17 protein-coding genes are annotated in these 16,217 nt (G+C 65.5%); 14 read left to right on the top strand and 3 right to left on the bottom strand.

Going from position 1 to position 16,217, the window contains the following annotated elements:
* Positions 1–16 precede the first annotated feature (16 nt).
* From CAPP_RS07465 to ffh, 3 genes are all read left to right on the top strand, one after another.
* Positions 17–1,480 carry an ammonium transporter gene (locus CAPP_RS07465; RefSeq protein ID WP_143313842.1) on the top strand — a complete coding sequence of 488 codons (1,464 nt, stop codon included), beginning with the start codon at positions 17–19 and terminating at the stop codon, positions 1,478–1,480.
* A complete protein-coding gene (locus tag CAPP_RS07460; protein ID WP_076598771.1) occupies positions 1,477–1,821 on the top strand; it encodes a P-II family nitrogen regulator in 345 nt (114 codons plus the stop codon). The genes CAPP_RS07465 and CAPP_RS07460 overlap by 4 nt, the downstream gene beginning before the upstream one ends.
* Positions 1,822–1,927: 106 nt before the next feature.
* Positions 1,928–3,562 carry a signal recognition particle protein gene (gene ffh / locus CAPP_RS07455; RefSeq protein ID WP_076598772.1) on the top strand — a complete coding sequence of 545 codons (1,635 nt, stop codon included), beginning with the start codon at positions 1,928–1,930 and terminating at the stop codon, positions 3,560–3,562.
* A 102-nt stretch (positions 3,563–3,664) separates the two neighbouring features.
* Here ffh and CAPP_RS07450 read toward each other — a convergent pair whose 3' ends face one another.
* The gene (locus CAPP_RS07450) at positions 3,665–5,938 is read right to left on the bottom strand and encodes an acyltransferase family protein (protein ID WP_084560518.1); all 2,274 of its coding nucleotides are present in this window, start codon (positions 5,936–5,938) and stop codon (positions 3,665–3,667) included.
* A gap of 363 nt (positions 5,939–6,301) precedes the next feature.
* Here CAPP_RS07450 and rpsP point away from each other — a divergent pair, with 363 nt between their 5' ends.
* Complete coding sequence (gene rpsP, locus CAPP_RS07445) at positions 6,302–6,796, top strand: 30S ribosomal protein S16 (RefSeq protein WP_076598773.1); 495 nt, start codon at positions 6,302–6,304, stop codon at positions 6,794–6,796.
* 70 nt (positions 6,797–6,866) lie between these two features.
* Here the strand turns inward: rpsP and CAPP_RS07440 are convergent, their stop codons facing one another.
* The gene (locus tag CAPP_RS07440; RefSeq protein ID WP_143313843.1) at positions 6,867–7,181 is read right to left on the bottom strand and encodes a hypothetical protein; all 315 of its coding nucleotides are present in this window, start codon (positions 7,179–7,181) and stop codon (positions 6,867–6,869) included.
* 43 nt (positions 7,182–7,224) lie between these two features.
* Here CAPP_RS07440 and rimM point away from each other — a divergent pair, with 43 nt between their 5' ends.
* The 10 genes from rimM to CAPP_RS07390 all read left to right on the top strand — a co-directional run bounded on the left by rimM (position 7,225) and on the right by CAPP_RS07390 (position 15,418).
* Positions 7,225–7,725, top strand: coding sequence for a ribosome maturation factor RimM (gene rimM, locus CAPP_RS07435; RefSeq protein ID WP_076598775.1), 501 nt, complete (start codon positions 7,225–7,227; stop codon positions 7,723–7,725).
* A gap of 5 nt (positions 7,726–7,730) precedes the next feature.
* Positions 7,731–8,903, top strand: a complete 1,173-nt coding sequence (gene trmD, locus CAPP_RS07430; RefSeq protein WP_076598776.1) for a tRNA (guanosine(37)-N1)-methyltransferase TrmD — start codon at positions 7,731–7,733, stop codon at positions 8,901–8,903.
* A gap of 121 nt (positions 8,904–9,024) precedes the next feature.
* Positions 9,025–9,372: a 50S ribosomal protein L19 gene (gene rplS, locus CAPP_RS07425; RefSeq protein WP_076598777.1), complete on the top strand. Its 348-nt coding sequence runs from the start codon at positions 9,025–9,027 to the stop codon at positions 9,370–9,372.
* Between the two features lie 172 nt (positions 9,373–9,544).
* Positions 9,545–10,234, top strand: coding sequence for a signal peptidase I (lepB, locus tag CAPP_RS07420; RefSeq protein WP_234958784.1), 690 nt, complete (start codon positions 9,545–9,547; stop codon positions 10,232–10,234).
* 9 nt (positions 10,235–10,243) lie between these two features.
* Positions 10,244–10,897, top strand: a complete 654-nt coding sequence (locus CAPP_RS07415; protein ID WP_076598779.1) for a ribonuclease HII — start codon at positions 10,244–10,246, stop codon at positions 10,895–10,897.
* Entirely contained in the window at positions 10,887–11,192 is a 306-nt protein-coding gene (locus CAPP_RS07410; RefSeq protein ID WP_076598780.1) for a DUF2469 domain-containing protein, read from the top strand. Before CAPP_RS07415 ends, CAPP_RS07410 begins: the two co-directional genes overlap by 11 nt.
* A gap of 84 nt (positions 11,193–11,276) precedes the next feature.
* A complete protein-coding gene (locus CAPP_RS07405) occupies positions 11,277–11,681 on the top strand; it encodes a YraN family protein (RefSeq protein WP_076598781.1) in 405 nt (134 codons plus the stop codon).
* Complete coding sequence (locus CAPP_RS07400) at positions 11,668–13,194, top strand: YifB family Mg chelatase-like AAA ATPase (RefSeq protein WP_076598782.1); 1,527 nt, start codon at positions 11,668–11,670, stop codon at positions 13,192–13,194. Before CAPP_RS07405 ends, CAPP_RS07400 begins: the two co-directional genes overlap by 14 nt.
* A complete protein-coding gene (gene dprA, locus CAPP_RS07395; protein ID WP_076598783.1) occupies positions 13,191–14,357 on the top strand; it encodes a DNA-processing protein DprA in 1,167 nt (388 codons plus the stop codon). The genes CAPP_RS07400 and dprA overlap by 4 nt, the downstream gene beginning before the upstream one ends.
* A gap of 95 nt (positions 14,358–14,452) precedes the next feature.
* Positions 14,453–15,418 carry a tyrosine recombinase XerC gene (locus tag CAPP_RS07390; RefSeq protein WP_234958757.1) on the top strand — a complete coding sequence of 322 codons (966 nt, stop codon included), beginning with the start codon at positions 14,453–14,455 and terminating at the stop codon, positions 15,416–15,418.
* 64 nt (positions 15,419–15,482) lie between these two features.
* Here CAPP_RS07390 and CAPP_RS07385 read toward each other — a convergent pair whose 3' ends face one another.
* Positions 15,483–16,001, bottom strand: a complete 519-nt coding sequence (locus tag CAPP_RS07385; RefSeq protein WP_076598784.1) for a M23 family metallopeptidase — start codon at positions 15,999–16,001, stop codon at positions 15,483–15,485.
* Between the last annotated feature and the right edge of the window lie 216 nt (positions 16,002–16,217).

Below are 16,217 nucleotides of genomic sequence, written 5' to 3'. Positions count from 1 at the left end.
GAGACCCTGTGAGGTGATGAAGGTGATGCCCGAACAGACAGCCACTATGGCAGGTAGCACAAGCTGGATGCTTGTGTCAGCGGCGCTGGTGTTGCTCATGACACCGGCGCTTTCGCTTTTCTACGGGGGAATGTCTTCACGCCGAAGTGTTCTCAACATGATGATGATGTCCTTCACCGCGCTCGGAGTCGTGCCGGTGGTGTACGTGCTCTGGGGGTGGTCGGAGTCCTACGGCAGCCAGTCCGTTGCCGGACTCTTTGCCAACCCGTTCGAGTTCTTCGGTCTGCGCAATTCGATCGTCGATGCGAATGGAGCGTATATCGAAGGCGCTAACGGCTACGCGAATGTTGTCGACATCGTTTTCCAGCTGACATTTGCCGTGATTTCGGCGGCGATCATTTCGGGAGCGATTGCGAGCCGCGTGAAGATCGGTGCCTGGATCGCATTCGTCGTCGCGTGGGTGACGCTAGTGTACTTCCCGCTTGCCCACATGGTGTGGGGCGGAGGAATCCTCGGCGAGGGCGAGAAATCGCTTTCCGCTCTGCTTTTTGGGCACGAGAACGGTGAAGCAGCGATTGTGCCCATTGATTTCGCGGGAGGCACCGTGGTGCACATTTCTGCGGGTACAGCAGCGTTCGTGCTGGCACTGGTTATCGGGCGTCGTCAGGGATTCCCGCAATCCAACTCCCGTCCGCACAATTTACCGCTGGTCATGATCGGCGCCGCCCTGCTGTGGTTCGGATGGGCCGGCTTCAACGGCGGGTCGGCCTTCGCCGCTGACGGTCTTGCAGGGCTGGCGTGGCTGAACACAGTTGCCGCGGCAGCCGCGGCGATGCTCGGCTGGTTGGCGGTTGAGCGCCTCCGTGACGGTTATGCGACCTCGCTCGGTGCTTCCTCAGGTCTTGTGGCCGGTTTGGTGGCCATCACACCCGCGGCGGGCGACATCAGCCCTGTTTCTTCTCTCGTGCTCGGCTTCATCGGCGGCATCTTCGCGTGCTTCGGTGTGGGATTGAAATACACCTTCAATTACGACGACTCCCTCGACGTAGTGGGCGTCCACCTGGTGGCAGGTATTTGGGGCACGGTGGGTGTGGCGTTCTTCGCCGACCAGAGCGGAATTTTCACCGGCGGTGGAGCCGACGGGTGGAAGCTTCTCGTCGTGCAGACCCTGATTGCTTTGGTGGCCATGCTGCTTAGCGGCGTCATCACGTTACTGATCGCGCTCGCGATTAAGCACACTATCGGGTGGCGCATTACCCGCCAGCAGGAATTCGAGGGAATCGACTACTCGATGCACCGCGAAACGGGCTACGACTTCGGCGGCCCCGGCATGCGCCCGGGAGGCCTCCCCGCGAGCAACAAACCGGCTGCGGATCTCGGTTTGAACGAGTCCCGGGAGCACCACGAACCGCATTCCCGTAAAGCGGGTACAACTCAAAAGAAAGAGGTAGCCACTCACGAGAAGGAGATTGAACGATGAAGCTCATTACGGCAGTCATCAAGCCGTTCACCCTTGAAGATATCGTCGTCGCACTCGAGGCGACCGGCGTTCAAGGAATCACAGTCACCGAAGCGCAAGGCCGCGGACGCCAGCGCGCTGGGGTCGAGTTCTACCGCGGTGCGCAGTACTCTTCCCCGTACGTGGCCAAGATCAAGCTCGAAATTGTCGTCACAGACGAGCAAGTTGACGCGGCTGTAGAGGCGATTCTGGGAGCCGCGTGCACCGGAGAGGTCGGCGACGGGAAAATCTGGGTTGCTCCCGTTGAGCGCGTGATTCGCGTCCGCACGGGCGAGACGGATGAGGCAGCGATCGTCGATTAGCGCGCTTTAAGTGGCCTTCGCTTATCGACGCCGCAGCCCGGCGCGCTAGGGTATAGGGAAGTTTCTGTCTTAAACCCTCTACCGTTCTCCAAGGAGCGTGCCACTCGTGTTCGAGTCATTGTCCGACCGCTTGCAAACAGCGCTCAAAGGTCTGCGCGGCAAGGGCAAACTCACGGAAGAGGACATCAACGCCACCGCCCGTGAGATCCGCATCGCCCTGCTCGAGGCCGATGTCTCCCTGCCTGTTGTCCGCGCATTCATCAAGCGCGTCAAAGAGCGCGCGCTAGGGGCAGATGTTTCTGAGGCGCTGAACCCGGCGCAGCAGGTCATCAAAATCGTCGATGAGGAGCTGACCAATATCCTCGGCGGCGAGACCCGCCGCCTCAACCTGGCGAAGAACCCGCCGACCGTGGTCATGCTCGCCGGTCTGCAGGGTGCAGGTAAGACCACACTGGCGGGCAAGCTCGCCATGCACCTGACCAAGCAGGGGCACGCCCCGATGCTGGTGGCCTGCGATTTGCAGCGACCGGGGGCGGTTCAGCAGCTGGAGATCGTCGGTAAGCGGGCTGGCGTACCTACCTTCGCGCCGGATCCGGGCACCTCCCTGGACTCGAGCGAACATGAGATGGGCACGTCCCACGGTGACCCGGTTGAAGTGGCCACGGCGTCGATCGAGGAAGCCCGCCGCACGCACGCGGACGTGGTCATCATCGATACCGCCGGCCGTCTCGGCATCGACGAGACCCTGATGACGCAGGCGCGCAATATCCGCGACGCCGTCAACCCGGACGAGGTTCTCTTTGTCATCGACGCCATGATCGGCCAGGACGCTGTCGCGACCGCGCAGGCCTTCGCCGACGGCGTCGACTTCACCGGTGTTGTTCTGACCAAGCTCGACGGTGACGCCCGCGGCGGTGCCGCCTTGTCGATCCGCGAGGTCACCGGCAAGCCGATCCTGTACGCGTCCACGGGCGAGAAGCTCGAGGACTTCGACATCTTCCACCCGGACCGCATGTCCAGCCGAATCCTCGGCATGGGCGATCTGCTCTCCCTCATCGAGCAGGCCGAAGCGACGATGGACCAGCAGAAGGCGGAGCAAGCCGCCATGAAGCTGGGCTCTGGCGAGCTCACGCTCGAGGACTTCCTCGACCAGCTGCTGATGATCCGCCGTATGGGCCCGATCGGCAACCTGCTGAAGATGATGCCGGGCGGCAAACAGATGAACGAGATGGCTGACATGGTCGACGAGAAGCAGCTCGACCGCATCCAGGCCATCATCCGCGGTATGACGCCGGCCGAGCGCGAAGACCCGAAGATCCTCAACGCGTCGCGCCGCAAACGCATCGCGAACGGTTCGGGCGTCACGGTCGCCGAGGTCAACCAGCTTGTCGAGCGATTCTTCGAGGCGAAGAAGATGATGGGCAAGATGGCCAGCCAGTTCGGCATGGGCGGAATGCCGGGCATGCCGGGAATGGGCGGCCGTTCCGCGACGAAGAAGAAACCGAAGGGTCGCAAGGGCAAGAACGGCAAGCGCAAGCCCGCGAAGAAGCGGGGTGGCGGAGGCCCGAAGATGCCGGGCATGCCGGGAATGGGCGGAATGCCCGGAATGCCGGGGATGGATCATCTCGATCCAGCCCAGTTGAAGAAGATGCAGGAGCAGCTTCCGCCGGGCATGGACGGCATCGATCTGAACAACCTCGACTTCGGCGAGGCCATGAAGCGCATGGGCAAGGGCAAATAGGCTTCAGCCACATCCTTCCGCGAAATGAACTGCTCCCCATTAGTTGGACTGAGAAATCAATTACCGACTAATGGGGAGCAGTTCAAAATGCGGGAGGATTTTTTATTGGTCGCCGAGCTCCGGCAGCAGGTCGGGGTTCGCCTCAACGCTCGGTTTGCCGACGTCTCCCGTGTCCACCCCTTCTTCCTGCTGCCCCGTCAGGGAGCCTTGCTCCGGGTCGAGTGCAGACGCCTGCTCGAGTCCTTTGACCGGGGTGCCGAGCGCGGCGAAGACCTCCTGGAGCTTCGCCCACAGCAGTGGGGCAGTGGTGGCGGCGTAGGCGTTGGAGACGTGGTTCTGGTCGCGGTAGACGTATACGTTGCCGATGATCGGCGGGCACAGCTCGTCGTCGCAGAACCAGTCGGAGGTGTCCAGGCCCCACTGCTTGTTCTCCGGGAAGAGGTACTCGGCAGACGGGTCGGCGCCGCCGTAGACGGTGTCGCGCAGCGTCGAGCAGGCCTCAAAGTCGTTGCCGGCGATCAGGCATTCGTTCGGGTCCATGTGCGCGCCTTCGCGGCTGAACACCCACGGGTTGTCGCGCATGCCGAGGAACGGAATGTCGTTGGCCTGCAGCTCTTCCCATACTGTGGCGTATGAGCTGGGCACGATGTCTGGGCCGGGGCTGCCTTCGCCGGCGCGGCCCTCAGGGCGCGTGGCAGTGGAAATGGTAAGGTCCGGCTTCATCTCGATGATCGTGTTGAACGCCAGGCGCGACCATTCCGCGCATTCGGGGCTGACGGTGTCGAGGTCGTCGAGGATCAGCGGGCACGACTGGCGCACCATCGGCATCACTTTGAAACCGTGCTCCTTGCCCAGTTCGTCGAGTGGGATCAGCCACGGCTCGGAGTGGGAGCCGCCGAACAGCACGACGGTGGTCTCCGCTTCGGGATCGCCCCACACGCAGTGCGGGCCCGGAAGCATGTCGGCTGGCTGGTCCATGAAGATGATGCAGTTGTCGTCGGCTGTCGGAGGGAAGATATCCGCGATCAGATTCGGGTCCGGCTGCGGTTGCGCCTCCGGCACCTTCTCGCCGAAATTGGCCATTGCGCCCGGGTATTTTTCGGACGTGAGGTTGAAATCGGCGTTGTCCACCTGGCGCGCGTGCAGCGGCTGAATCGACAAGACCCCGAGCAGGATCGCGCCGATCAGGGCGCCGCCGACGGCGCGGCCGCGGCCCTCGGTCGTCGCCAAGCTTGCTCGTGCGGTACGCACCGGGGTGTCGCCCGCCTTAGGACGCTTGCCGTGCTGGCGCAGAGGATCCTCCACAAGCGTGTAGGTCAGGTGCGCCAGGCAGAGCGACAGGGCGATGACCAGCACACCGAGCGCCACCGTAGGCGTCGGGCGGCCCGACTTCACAGTGAAGAGAATCAGCAGCGGCCAGTGCCACAGGTATAGCGAGTATGCGACTTTGCCCAGCCAGAGAATCGGGCCGGAAGACAGCACACGCGCGACCGGCTGGTCGGGTCCTGCCATGACGACGAGAGCCGCGCCCAGGAGCGGAATGAGCGCCGCCGGGCCCGGGAATGCCAGCGAGGTCGTGATGATCGCGCCGGTCACCGCGATGGCCGCCACACCTAGCGCGGCAGCCGCGCCGCGGAGCTTTTCCGGGATTATGTTCGTCACCGGCAGCATGGCCAGCAGCGCGCCGAACGCCAGCTCCCACAGGCGCGAGGGGAATTCGTAGTAATTCTTCGGTGTGCCCACCAGACCGTGGCGCGACGCGTACGCGAAGGATGCCACCGCCAGCACCGCCAACAGTGCGATGATGCCGCGGCGCAGCTTCGTGTTGCTCACCCCGACGCGGGAGGCGAGGAATGCCACGATGACGCCCGTCGTGATCGCGAAGACATAGAACTGCCCCTGGACGCTCATCGACCACAGGTGCTGCAGGGGAGAGGTCTCCGCGCCCGCCGCCGCGTAATCCAGGTTCTGCGAGGCCAGCTCGTAGTTCTGGAAATACAGCACCGACGCGGTGAACTGTTTCGCCAGGTCCTGGCTCATGATCTCCGGCGTCAGCCACCTAATCCCCGCGTAGATCGCAGCGAGCACCACCGCCAGCGCCGGCAGCAGTCGCCGCGCCGTGCGCCAGAACGGCCACCACGGATTCAGCGAAGGATTCGGACGCATCGCGTACCGCAGCTGCGAGCCCATGAAGAAATAGCCCGACAGCAGCAAGAACACGTCGACGCCGCCCGAGACGCGCCCCACGAACACGTGGAACAGCACCACCAAACCGATCGCGATGCCGCGCAATCCGTCGAGATCTTTCCGGTACGCCTGCTTTTTCGGTGCCGGTTTCGAATCCGTGGGCTGCTGAGCGGTAACCGTTGTCGTCATTGCGTCAAAAATCCGTGGTGTTGTGGAAGAGGAGGAGACATTGTTTCGCCATCGAAGCTGGTTGTCTCAATTTCTTTCTGGGTGTTCCTGGGAAGACCTTACCGCCGGAAACCCGGAAATCCGGTAACCCCCACGTCGTTTTGGTGTGGCGGTGCGCCCGGGGGTAGTGTATTGCGGGTTGACGCGCGCTCAGTGCGTGCCGAAACGAAAGCTGCGTTAGCGCCGGATCCGGCACACTTCCTAAAAACGGGAAGCCCCACCGCCCGGCCGTAGTCACACGCAGGTGAAACTCAAGGGTTGAACCGGCCCGTCGAAAGCGGCGGGTGTCCGAACTGCCCAGTGACCAAGTAAAGGACTTTCAACATGGCTGTAAAGATCAAGCTGCAGCGCGTGGGCAAGATCCGCAACGCCCAGTACCGCGTTGTCGTCGCTGATGCCCGCACCCGCCGCGATGGCCGCGTCATCGAGAACATCGGCATCTACCACCCGAAGGAAGAGCCGTCGCTCATCCAGATCGATTCCGAGCGCGCACAGTACTGGCTCGGCGTCGGCGCGCAGCCGACCGAGCCCGTCGCCGCTCTGCTCAAGGTGACCGGCGACTGGCAGAAGCACAAGGGCGAGGAAGGCGCCGAGGGCACCCTCAAGGTCGCCGAGGAGAAGCCGTCCAAGCTCGACCTGTTCAACCAGGCCCTCGAGGAGGCTTCCAACGGCCCGACCGCCGAGGCCATCACCGAGAAGCGCAAGAAGGCCAAGGAAGAGGCAGAGGCCGAGGCCAAGACTCAGGAAGAAGCCGAGGCTGCTGAGGCTGAAGATGCCCCGGCCGAGGAAGAGAAGGCTGAGGAGTCCGAGGAGAACTAAGCTCCCCGCACTCGTGCCCGTACACCACACGGTGTGCGGGCATTTTGCTTTTCAATGCCAACAGGAAAACTCATGGCGGAAATGGGTAGTTTTCGCGTTGGGCACCGGCGACGGCGGCGTCGAGAAGCTCGTGCATTTCTTCCCTCGATCCGGTGCTGCCGCTGATCGGCTTCACGGTGGTCGTGTCGCCGTCGACGCTGCGGACGACGACGAACGCCCGATCGGAGTACGAGGCGTGGATGTCCACGTACGCGGTGCCTTTCCACAGCAGCGCATGCGGTAGGCGACTATCGACGACGCAGCTGGCATATTCTTTTGAGACATAGGTCGCGGTGTGCCGCGCCAGGACGCCGTCGCTCGTGGTCGGATGTGTCCTCATGCTCATGGCCTCGAGCGTAGCGGCAGTCGGCGCTGGTAGCCTGAGCTGCATGGAAATCCGGATCGGCAGGGTTGTGAAGTCCCATGGGGTGCGCGGCGAGGTCGTCGTGGAGCCGCTCGCGGACGATGAAGATGTTTTCTTCGCCGCAGGCGAGGTGCTGCACGGCCGCCAGGCGGGCAAGGAGCAGGACCTGACCGTCGCGTCGGTGCGCCCGCACCAGAAGCGCTTGCTGGTCACATTCGAGGAGGTCGCGGACCGCACGGCCGCGGATTCGCTGCGCGGCACGCAGTTCTTCGCGGAGCCGCTCGAGCGCGACGAGGATTCGGACGAGTACTACGACCACGAGCTCATCGGCTTGCGCGTGCTTGTCGGCGGCTCCCATATCGGCGACGTCACGGGCGTCACCACCATGCCCAACCGGAAGCTGCTCGAGGTGGATTACAACGGCAAGGAAGTCCTCATCCCGTTCGTCATGGATATCGTGCCGGAGATCGACCTGGGCGAGGGCTATCTGGTGGCCACCCCGCCGGAGGGGCTGCTGGAGCTGTGAGTGCCATGAGGCTGGACGTCGTCACGATCTTCCCCGACTACCTCGATCCTCTGCGCCACGCCCTGCTGGGCAAGGCGATCGAGCAGGGCATCCTCTCCGTCGGCGTGCACGACCTGCGCGACTGGGCTACGGGCACCCACAAGTCGGTCGACGCGCCGCCGCTCGGCGGGGGACCGGGCATGGTCATGCTGCCCGAGGTGTGGGGCAACGCGCTCGACGATGTCGCCTCCGGCCGCGCCGGGACCGAGCTCGACTCAGCCGCCGCCCACCGGAACGACAAACTGCGGCACGACGATGTCGCGGAAGTCGCGCCCCGCCCGTACGCCGCGGGTGACAACGCAGACACAGACGCGGACAAGCCGCTGCTGCTCGTCCCGACGCCGGCCGGAAAACCATTCACCCAGGCCGACGCGCAGGCGTGGTCGCGGGAGGAGCACATCGTCTTCGCGTGCGGCCGCTACGAGGGGATCGACCAGCGGGTCTTCAAGGACGCGGAAAAGAAATACCGGGTGCGGGAGGTCTCTATCGGCGATTATGTGCTCATCGGCGGGGAGGTGGCGGTGCTCGTCATCGCCGAGGCTGTCACGCGTCTCATTCCCGGCGTGCTGGGAAACACGGAGAGTCACGAGGAGGACAGCTTCTCCGACGGTCTGCTCGAGGGGCCGTCTTACACCAAGCCGCGGCAGTGGCGCGGTATCGATGCGCCCGAGGTTCTTTACTCGGGCGACCACGGCAAGATCGCGCGCTGGCGGCGCGACCGGTCGCTCGAGCGCACCCAGCGCGTGCGCCCCGACCTGATCGAGAAGGCGCGTCAGGACGGCACGCTCGACAAAGAGGACCTGTTCACTCTCGACGCGCGCGAGGTGTCCACAGACATCGGCGCGATCATGAGCGCGACCGCGTGGGAGAAGAACCAGAACAAGGTGGCCAAGAAGCTGCGCCGCGCGGGCTACCCGGCCGAGCGCATCGACGTCGAGGTCATGGACACCAGCTGCCAGCCTGACAACGTGGTGGTCAACCAGTTCCTCGCGGCTGAGGACGGGCCGCTGCTCGACCCCGTCTACCGCGTCGTCGTCTCGGGCCGGACGACACTGACACCGCAGCAGGCAACGCAGGCTGTGGTGAACGCTCTTCCGGGGGTCGAATACTGGTACGGGTCGACGGTGGAGCGTCGATAAGCGGGATTTTGGAAGCTACCGGCCCTTATGCAAGAATGTTTGGGTCATGTAGCCGACACGAACCAGTCGAGCGCCTCGCGCCGCTAGGGTCCTCTGTCCAAATCTGAAAAGGAATTCTGCCATGTCCAACGGCATTATCGACAAGGTCGACGCAGGTCAGCTGCGCGACGACATCCCGGACTTCCGCCCCGGCGACACCCTTGGCGTCCACGTCAAGGTCATCGAGGGCAACGTCACCCGTACCCAGCTCTTCGAGGGCTTCGTTGTCCGCCGCCAGGGCTCCGGCATCCGCGAGACCTTCACCGTCCGCAAGATCTCCTTTGGCATCGGCGTGGAGCGCACCTTCCCAGTCCACTCCCCGAACATCGACCACATCGAGGTCCTACGCCGCGGCCGCGTCCGTCGCGCGAAGCTGTACTACATGCGCGATCTGCGCGGTAAGGCAGCCCGCATCAAGGAGCGTCGCTAATCGACGCCCCGCGCCCCCTCCCGTTCCCGCCGCACTTACGGCGAACGGGAGGGGGCGTTTCGTTTTCTCGCTGATAAAGTGTTTTGCCGTGACTGAATACAGGCAGCCCCGACCCCGACCCCGCCAAGCGCGCCGCACTCGCGACGACCAGGAGAGCACCACACCGTGGTACATCGAGATCCCGGTGGTCGTCCTGCTCACGCTGGCGCTGATCTTCGTGCTGCAGACGTTCGTGGGCCGCGTGTACCTGATCCCGTCGGCATCGATGGAGCCGACGCTGCACGGATGCGAGGGCTGCAACGGCGACCGCATTTTCGTGCAGAAGGTCAGCTACTACTTCTCCGACCCGGAGCCGGGCGACGTGGTGGTCTTCGAGGGCACGCCGTCGTGGAACACCGATTACGTGTCCAACCGCTCCGACAACGCGTTTGTGGCGGGCCTGCAGCAGCTCGGCTCGTACGTGGGCCTGGTGGCGCCGGACGAGAACGACCTGGTCAAGCGAGTCGTCGCCGCCGGCGGCCAGACGGTGTCGTGTCAGGCCGGCGACCCGGCAGTGATGGTGGACGGTGAACCGATCGACCAGTCCTACATTCTCGACCCGCCGGCCAACCCGGTCGTCGGCGAGGACGGCTCCGCGGAGTGCGGCGGCAAATTCTTCGGCCCGATCACGGTGCCCGAGGACAACGTCTTCGTCATGGGCGACAACCGCACCAATTCCGCGGATTCGCGCTACCACTCCGGCGACGAGTTCCAGGGAACCATCCCGGAGGACAATATCCGCGGCAAGGTCTCCTTCATCATCTTGCCGCTGACCCGCATCGGTCCGGTGAAGGACCGCGAGATCCAGCCGCAGCAGCAGTAGACGCACCCTATGCGCAGGCTCAAACAGCTGCGCACCTACGAGGTCGCGCTGGATAAAGCAGGTCTCGGGCCTGTCGCGGGCATCGACGAAGCGGGCCGCGGCGCGTGCTTCGGCCCCATCACGATCGCGGCGTGCGTCCTTCCGCCGCAGCCGATCGCGGTGCTCGAGGGGCTCACCGATTCCAAGAAGCTCACCCCGAAACGGCGGGAGGAGCTCTACGCGGTAGTCGTCGATACGGCGCTCGCATACTCGGTGATCCACATTCCTGCCGCGGAGATCGACCGGCGCGGCATCCAGAACGCCAACCTCGACGGTGCGCGCCGCGCGGTTGCCGCGCTCGACATCGCGCCGGGCTACGTGCTTATCGACGCCTTCTATATCCCAGGCCTCACCGCACCCCAGCTCCCGGTGATTGGTGGGGATTACACCGCCCGCTGTATCGCCGCCGCCAGCGTGCTGGCCAAAGTGAGCCGCGACCGGCTGGTGACGGAAATGGGGGAGGAGTACCCGGGGTACGGCGTCGATAAGCACAAAGGCTATTCGACGCGCGCCCACCTGGACGCGGTGCGCCGTCACGGCGCGAGTGCCGAGCATCGCTACACTTATGCCAACGTCGCTGCCGCCCACGAGAAGTACATGAGGAGCACCCACGATGAGCGCTGAAGACCTGGACAATTACGAGGCCGAGGTCGAGCTGTCCCTCTACCGCGAATACCGCGACGTGGTCAGCCAATTCTCGTATGTCGTGGAGACGGACCGCCGCTTCTACCTCGCCAACGCCGTCGAGCTCATCCCGCACACCGAGGGCAAGGACGTCTACTACGAGGTCCGCATGTCGGACGCGTGGGTGTGGGACATGTACCGCGCCGTGCGTTTCGTGCGCTACGTGCGGGTGATCACGTACAAGGACGTCAACATCGAGGAGTTGGACAAGCCGGACATGGTCATCCCCGAGTAATTTTTCGCTTTTCGACGGATCCTTCCGCCCGTTCCCCTCGTCTAACTAAGTGCAACCACTTAGTTGAACAGAGGGGAATTTTTCATGCCTGTAAAGCAAGACAACCGTGACCAGTACATGTTGGGGGTATGCGGCGAGTCCAGCGCCGCCGCCTGGTATGAGGAAATGGGCTACGAGATAGTGCAGCTGCGCTACCGCGCCCGCGACGGCGAAATAGACGTGATCGCCCGGTCGCCGGGCGGCGCAATCGTGTTCGCCGAGGTGAAAACGCGGCGCAGCACGAGCTTCGGCGCCGCTGAGGCCGTCACACCGGCGAAGCTGCGCCGGATCCGCGCTGCAGCCGTGCAATGGTTGTGCGAACGGGAGAAAAACGGCGGCGCGGATAACGGGGCTTACTCGGACGTGCGTTTCGATGTCGTGGAGGTCATCTTCGACGGAGTCAACGTCTCCTGCCGCATGTACCAGGGGGTCGACGATGGCGCTTGCTAGCACGTTCTCCGCGACCGTCGAAGGCATCGGCGCGCACCGCGTCACCGTCGAGGCGAATGTCGGGCCCGGGTTACCGGGAATGCACATCGTGGGCTTGGGCGACAAAGCCGTCGGCGAGTCCCGCGACCGGATCCGCACCGCCGTGGCGAATTCGACGCTGCCGTGGCCGCGCACCAAGATCATGGTGTCGCTGTCGCCGGCGAACCTGCCGAAGGCCGGATCTCAATTCGACCTGCCGATCGCGCTGGCTGTGCTGGCGAGCATGGATCCGCGCGCCGAGCGCCGGCTGGGGCGCAGCCTCATCGTCGGCGAGCTTGGCCTCGGCGGGCAGCTGCGCCGCGTCGACGGGATCCTCCAGGTCATTCTCGAAGCCCTCCACGATGTCGACCATGTGATCATTCCCGCCGAGAACGCCGCCGAAGCCGCGCTGGTCGGGCACCCGGCGGTGAAGATCGCCCGCGACCTCACCGAGGCGTGGTTGTGGGCGGTCGGGGAGCGTGACCTGCCGGGGCTGGAGACCGTCAGCCACACCGTGCAGCCGGTTCACGTGCCGGATTTCCGCGACGTCGTCGGCCAGGACCGGGAGCGCCGCGCCATGGAGATCGCGGCCGCCGGGGCGCACCACGTGCTCATGATCGGTGCGCCCGGCTCCGGCAAATCCATGCTGGCGGAGCGCCTCCCGTCGATCCTGCCGGAGCTCACACCGCAGCAGGTCGTGGAGGCGACGGCGATCCACTCGATCTCCGGGAATTCGCTCGGGGAGGTCATCGTCCATGCACCGTTCGTCGCGCCTCATCCGTCGCTCGGCCGCGCGGCGCTCATCGGCGGCGGGTCCGGCATCCCGCGGCCCGGCGCTGTCAGCCACGCCCATCACGGGGTGCTCTTCCTCGACGAGGTCAGCGAGATCGACGCCCACACGCTCGACTCTTTGCGCGTCCCGCTCGAAAAAGGTCAGGTGCGGCTCACCCGTGCCCGCCGGGAGGTGGTCTATCCGGCGGATTTCCAGCTCGTCATGGCCGCCAACCCCTGCCGTTGCGGGGTCGACAACGCCGCGAAATGCACGTGCTCCTCGGGCGAGCGGGCCAGGTACCTGCGCAATCTCTCGGGGCCGTTGCGCGACCGCATCGACATCAGCTTATCGACGACCTCCGCCGGCGCCCTTGTCACCTCCACCCCCTCCGCGCCCGCTGAATCCTCCGCGGCAATCGCCCAGCGTGTGCTCGCCGCCCGCGACCGCGCGAAGCGGCGCTGGGCCAAAGCCGGGGTGTCCGCCACGACGAACGCGCGCGTGCCCGGTGCTGTCCTGCGGCGGGATTTCCCCGCCGACGAGGAAGGGATGGGCGTGATCAGCAAGGCCCTGGGCGACGGGATCATCACCCAGCGCGGTGTCGACAGGATCTTGAGGTTGGCGTGGACGGTGGCGGATGTCGGGGGCGTCGATAAGCCGCGTCTCGCTGAGGTCATGGACGCCCTCGACCTGCGCGCCACGGTTGAGGCGGGGGTGGCGGCATGAGCTCGCTCGAATCATGGGCGTACCTGAACCGCGTCGTCGAAGGGCCGAACCGGCACATCCAGGCGATGCTCGCCGCCGGGCGCGACGCCGACGAACTCGCTCACGGCATCCGCACCCGCGCCAGTTGGCTTGGCGAATTAGGACCCGCCACTGAATCCCGCCGCAGTTGGGACCAGCCTGCCGAAGACCTCGCCGCCGCGGAGCGCGAAGGCTACCGGCTGATCACCCCCGAATCCCCGGAGTGGCCGCGGGAGGCGATCGAGGGGTCGTTCGGGGCGGCGGTGGTGCGGGCGACAAAAAACAGTGAAAATCTACCTCCCGACGCGCACCCGCCGCATGCCCTGTGGGTGCGCGGCAACGCGAATCTCGCGCAATTGTTCGCCAGCGCCGTCGGGATCGTGGGCACCCGCGCCGCCTCGTCGTACGGGCACCACGCGACCGCCGACCTGTGCTCCGGCCTCGTGCGCCACCAGCACACCATCGTCTCCGGCGGGGCGCTCGGCATCGACACAGTCGCACACACCGCAGCTCTGGACGCCGGGGGCGCGACTGTCGTGGTGGCCGCGTGCGGCGCCGGGCAGGTCTACCCGCGGCGCAACGAGGCTATGTTCAAGCGCATCGCGGCTGAAGGTGGGGCGGTGGTCACCGAATATCCGCCCGGTGTCACTCCCGACCGGCACCGTTTTCTCACGCGAAACCGCCTCGTCGCCGCGCTGACGCAGGGGACCGTCGTCGTGGAAGCCGCGTTCCGCTCCGGTGCGCTGAACACGCTGAAATGGGTCGAGGTGTTCAACCGTGTCGGCATGGCGGTGCCGGGGCCGATCCTCGGGCCCGGGTCGCTGGGCACGAACCTGGCCATCCGCGACGGACGCGCCAACATGGTGCTCAGCGCCGACGACGCGCACGAGCAGCTCAGCCCCGTTGGTGCCTCAGATGTCGACGGCCAGTACGAGATCGACTTCGCCGCCGACGCCGTCCAGCAGCTCTCCCGCAACGAGCTCCGCGTCTACGACTCCTTGCCGCTCACCGACACCGGCGGCCTCGAAGCTTCCGACGTCGCCGCCGCCTGCGGGTTCACCGTCGGGTTGACCGTTCACCTGCTCATGGACCTCTCCGGGAAAGGCCTCGTCGCGCGCGAAGGCCAGCACTGGCGCCGCGTGTAGACACGCCGCGCAAACCGGCCGAACTATACTGCCGCGAAGACACCATTTCGCGGCAGTTTTTCACGCCCGCGGACACCCAACCAAGGCAGGCGGCAGTGGCAGAGCAGATCACCCAGCTCGAAGCGGCGATCGACGACTTCGCCGACCACGCACTGCTCGTCAAAGGCCGCTCGCCCGCGACTGTGAAGAGCTACCGCAGCGATTTACGCACGCTCGTGCCGTTCTGCGCGACCTTCGCGGATTTCACCCTCCCCACACTCCGGGCTTGGCTTGCCGACTCCCTCCGCTCCGGCCTCGCCCGCTCCACCATGGCCCGCCGCACCGCCTCAGCCCGCGCCTTTTCCACCTGGGCCTACGAACGCGGCTACCTCGACTCCGACGTCGCCGCCCGCCTGGCCACGCCGCAGGTGAACAGGCACCTGCCCGACGTGGTCACCCCAGCGCGCGCCGGGCAGCTCGTCGAAGCCGAGATCAACGCCGACGCCGCCTCCCCGGAGGCTGCCCGCGACCGCGCCATGCTCGAGCTCCTCTACGCCACGGGCATGCGCGTCGCCGAACTCACCGGCCTCGACGTCGCCGACATCGACGCTTCTCGACGCCTCGCCCTCGTCACCGGCAAAGGCAACAAGCAGCGCGTCGTACCGTTCGGGGAATCCGCAGCGGCGTCCCTCGACGCCTGGCTCTCCCGCCGCCCCGAGCTCCTCGCCTCCCGTTCTTCCACGGCTTCATCCTCGGACGCTGCCTCCTCCTCCGCGGTCTCCGAGGCCTCCGCTAGCACCGCTGACTCGGGGGCGCTGTTCCTCGGCTCGCGCGGCGGGCGCATCGACCAGCGCCAGGTCCGACGCGTCGTCGAGCGCGCCGCGCAGCGCACCGGCGACAGCGAATTGAGCCCCCACGATCTGCGGCACAGCGCGGCAACGCACATGCTCGAAGGGGGAGCCGATCTGCGCGTCGTCCAAGAGTTGCTCGGGCATTCGTCGCTGCAGACGACGCAGATCTACACGCACGTGTCCGCGCAGCGGCTCAAAAGCGTGTACGACCAAGCACACCCGCGCGCGTGACGAATCGCGTCACGCTTACAGCGCTACGTTAGTCACGGCAGCACACTCACTGGCCGGGCCGCGGCTAGGGGAGGGGCTTGAGGCGGATCTGCGGAGCGTCGAGAAGCGAGAGCGGATTGATGTAGGCGTCCTTGCCGGTCCGCGCGCCCCAGTGCAGCCCGTCGTGGTCGCCGTTCGGCGGCGCCATCCGGCCGATGGGCTGGCCCTCGGCGACCTCGTCGCCGACGCTGACCGTGGCGTGCACCGGCTGGTAGGTCGTGCGGATGCCGTCCGGGTGGTCCACCGACACCACCGGCACACCCGCGATGACACCGACGTAGGCGACCACGCCGTCCTCCGACGACGAAATGTCCTGTCCCGTCCGCGCCGCCAGGTCGACGCCGCGGTGGCCGGGCAACCAATTCTTCTCCGGGATATCGGCGCGACGGGTCACATTCGTTGCGGTCGACGAACCGGTCGTCGGGTCGACGTAGGCGAAAGCGGGGACAGCGCCGGCGGTGAGAATGAGAACAACGACAGCGGACAGGACCGCGATCAAAGAGTGCAATGGATGGAAACGAACCGGGGAATGGGAAGTGTTCATGGGGTCATTGTGGGGTGGGAGGGGACCACGGGGCGTCGATAAGCGAAATGCCCTGTGGATAACCGCGAGTTGTGCACAATGCGTCGCGCCACGAATTGGCGCGCACCCAGCGACGATGTAAGCTTGGTGCCCAGCAGTGTGTCCACATGGGCGCGCTGACTACGCGCGGCGAAAATGCCTGGTCACTGACGTGGCAGGGTGCTGCGATCCGCAACG

Origin of the sequence: Corynebacterium appendicis CIP 107643, from assembly GCF_030408415.1 — a bacterium.
GTDB lineage: Bacteria > Actinomycetota > Actinomycetes > Mycobacteriales > Mycobacteriaceae > Corynebacterium > Corynebacterium appendicis.
This window is presented reverse-complemented; position numbering and strand designations above follow the sequence as displayed.